The sequence below is a fragment of the Roseateles paludis genome (assembly GCF_039872745.1).
In the GTDB taxonomy this organism is placed as follows: Bacteria; Pseudomonadota; Gammaproteobacteria; order Burkholderiales; family Burkholderiaceae_C; genus Pelomonas; species Pelomonas paludis.
Window position 1 is genome coordinate 1 of record NZ_JBDPZD010000016.1, and the last position, 3428, is coordinate 3428.

Sequence of the window (3428 nt, forward strand, 5' to 3'; positions counted from 1 at the left end):
GCGACTCGAATCAGCTTGATTTGATTGCGTCTTCTTCGACTTCATGAAGAACGACATAACTACTTGAATCCTCACCTTGATCTGCAAGCCCTGTCGCCAGGTCAGCAATCAAAGTTATAGGGTCAAGCCTCACGGGCAATTAGTACTGGTTAGCTTAACGCATTACTGCGCTTCCACACCCAGCCTATCAACGTCCTGGTCTCGAACGACCCTTCAGGGGGCTCAAGGCCCCGGCAAGACTCATCTTGAGACGAGTTTCCCGCTTAGATGCTTTCAGCGGTTATCTCTTCCGCACTTAGCTACTCGGCAATGCCACTGGCGTGACAACCGATACACCAGAGGTGCGTCCACTCCGGTCCTCTCGTACTAGGAGCAGGCTCTCTCAATCTTGCAGCGCCCACGGAAGATAGGGACCAAACTGTCTCACGACGTTTTAAACCCAGCTCACGTACCTCTTTAAATGGCGAACAGCCATACCCTTGGGACCGGCTACAGCCCCAGGATGAGATGAGCCGACATCGAGGTGCCAAACACCGCCGTCGATATGAACTCTTGGGCGGTATCAGCCTGTTATCCCCAGAGTACCTTTTATCCGTTGAGCGATGGCCCTTCCATACAGAACCACCGGATCACTTAGTCCTAGTTTCCTACCTGCTCGACTTGTCAGTCTCGCAGTCAAGCACGCTTTTGCCTATGCACTATCGACACGATTTCCGACCGTATCTAGCGTACCTTCGAACTCCTCCGTTACGCTTTGGGAGGAGACCGCCCCAGTCAAACTGCCCACCATACACTGTCCCCAATCCCGATTCAGGGACCAAGGTTAGAACCTCAAACACACCAGGGTGGTATTTCAACGTTGGCTCCATAAGATCTAGCGACCTTACTTCAAAGCCTCCCACCTATCCTACACAGATCTGTTCAAAGTCCAATGTAAAGCTACAGTAAAGGTTCATGGGGTCTTTCCGTCTTTCCGCGGGGAGATTGCATCATCACAAACATTTCAACTTCGCTGAGTCTCTGGAGGAGACAGTGTGGCCATCGTTACGCCATTCGTGCAGGTCGGAACTTACCCGACAAGGAATTTCGCTACCTTAGGACCGTTATAGTTACGGCCGCCGTTTACTGGGACTTCAGTCAAGAGCTTGCACCCCATCATTTAATCTTCCAGCACCGGGCAGGCGTCACACCCTATACGTCGACTTTCGTCTTTGCAGAGTGCTGTGTTTTTAATAAACAGTCGCAGCCACCGATTCTCTGCGGCCTCATTGGGCTCCCCAAGTAAATGGTTCACCTACTAAAGGCACACCTTCTTCCGAAGTTACGGTGTCAATTTGCCGAGTTCCTTCTCCAGAGTTCTCTCAAGCGCCTTAGAATACTCATCTCGCGCACCAGTGTCGGTTTGCGGTACGGTCGTCAATAGCTGAAGCTTAGTGGCTTTTCCTGGAAGCAGGGTATCACTCACTTCGTCTGCAAGCAGACTCGTTATCACCCCTCATCTAAGCCCGGCGGATTTGCCTACCAGGCACGACTACAGGCTTGAACCGGGACATCCAACACCCGGCTGAGCTAACCTTCTCCGTCCCCACATCGCACTATTGATCGGTACAGGAATATTGACCTGTTTCCCATCAGCTACGCATCTCTGCCTCGCCTTAGGGGCCGACTCACCCTACGCCGATGAACGTTGCGTAGGAAACCTTGCGCTTTCGGCGAGGGGGCTTTTCACCCCCTTTAACGCTACTCATGTCAGCATTCGCACTTCTGATACCTCCAGCAGGCTTCACAACCCACCTTCACAGGCTTACAGAACGCTCTCCTACCACGCATATTGCTATGCATCCGCAGCTTCGGTAACTGGCTTAGCCCCGTTACATCTTCCGCGCAGGACGACTCGATCAGTGAGCTATTACGCTTTCTTTAAATGATGGCTGCTTCTAAGCCAACATCCTGACTGTTTTAGCCTTCCCACTTCGTTTCCCACTTAGCCAATTTTAGGGACCTTAGCTGGCGGTCTGGGTTGTTTCCCTCTTGTGTCCGGACGTTAGCACCCGGTGCACTGTCTCCCAAGCTGTACTCTGCGGTATTCGGAGTTTGCCAAGGTTTGGTAAGTCGCCATGACCCCCTAGCCTAAACAGTGCTCTACCCCCGCAGGTAATACTTGAGGCACTACCTAAATAGTTTTCGGAGAGAACCAGCTATCTCCAAGTTTGTTTAGCCTTTCACCCCTATCCACAGCTCATCCGCTAGTTTTGCAACACTAGTCGGTTCGGACCTCCAGCACCTGTTACGGTACCTTCATCCTGGCCATGGATAGATCACTTGGTTTCGGGTCTACACCCAGCGACTATTCGCCCTATTCGGACTCGATTTCTCTACGGCTTCCCTATTCGGTTAACCTTGCCACTGAATGTAAGTCGCTGACCCATTATACAAAAGGTACGCAGTCACCCTTGCGGGCTCCTACTTTTTGTATGCATGCGGTTTCAGGATCTATTTCACTCCCCTCCCGGGGTTCTTTTCGCCTTTCCCTCACGGTACTTGTTCGCTATCGGTCGATTACGAGTATTTAGCCTTGGAGGATGGTCCCCCCATATTCAGACAGGATTTCACGTGTCCCGCCCTACTCTATTCGCGCCTAGTTCCACAATCTACATTTTTCATACGGGGCTATCACCCGCTATGGCCGGACTTTCCATTCCGTTCTGATATGCAAACTGCTAAAACGCGAGGGCTACTCCGATTTCGCTCGCCACTACTTTCGGAATCTCGGTTGATGTCTTTTCCTCGAGCTACTGAGATGTTTCAGTTCACCCGGTTCGCCTCTCTATCCTATGTATTCAGATAGAGATACCTTTCGGTGGGTTTCCCCATTCGGAAATCTCCGGATCAAAGCTAATTTGCCAGCTCCCCGAAGCTTATCGCAGGCTATCACGTCCTTCGTCGCCTGTAATCGCCAAGGCATCCACCACATGCACTTAGTCACTTGACCCTATAACTTTGACAACTTCTGTTGCCGTCAAGGACTCAATTCAGATCCGTAGATCCAAACTGTTTTTGAGTATTCACGCGTTACGCCGTTCTTCATTCGCTCAAGCAGAATTTCTTCCGCTCGCCGTTGAAGTCTATGTTGACGCAATCAAATGTTGCTGATGGCACGGCGCAGATCACCCCTTTACGAATGTCTGCTTTCCATCAGCAACGCTGATTTCGACTCTACGAATTGTTAAAGAACAACAGCGGATCTTTCGATCCAGACTGGCAAACCTCAGAAGAACTCGCGCTCTGCTGAGGTTTGCCAACCTGCTACTTCAGTGATCATTCAGACCTCTACCTGAGGTCTAAGAATTGGTGGAGGATGACGGGATCGAACCGACGACCCCCTGCTTGCAAAGCAGGTGCTCTCCCAGCTGAGCTAATCCCCCGTT

General features: G+C 51.3%; 2 rRNA genes (1 of these 2 running past the window's edge). Both read right to left on the reverse strand.

What is annotated here, in order from left to right:
• Positions 1 to 118: 118 nt before the first annotated feature.
• Positions 119 to 2992 (reverse strand): 23S ribosomal RNA (locus tag ABDJ85_RS20230).
• Between the two features lie 399 nt (positions 2993 to 3391).
• A 16S ribosomal RNA gene (locus ABDJ85_RS20235) occupies positions 3392 to 3428 on the reverse strand; it runs 1542 nt beyond the window's last position.
• The 16S and 23S rRNA genes sit together here, the layout of an rRNA operon.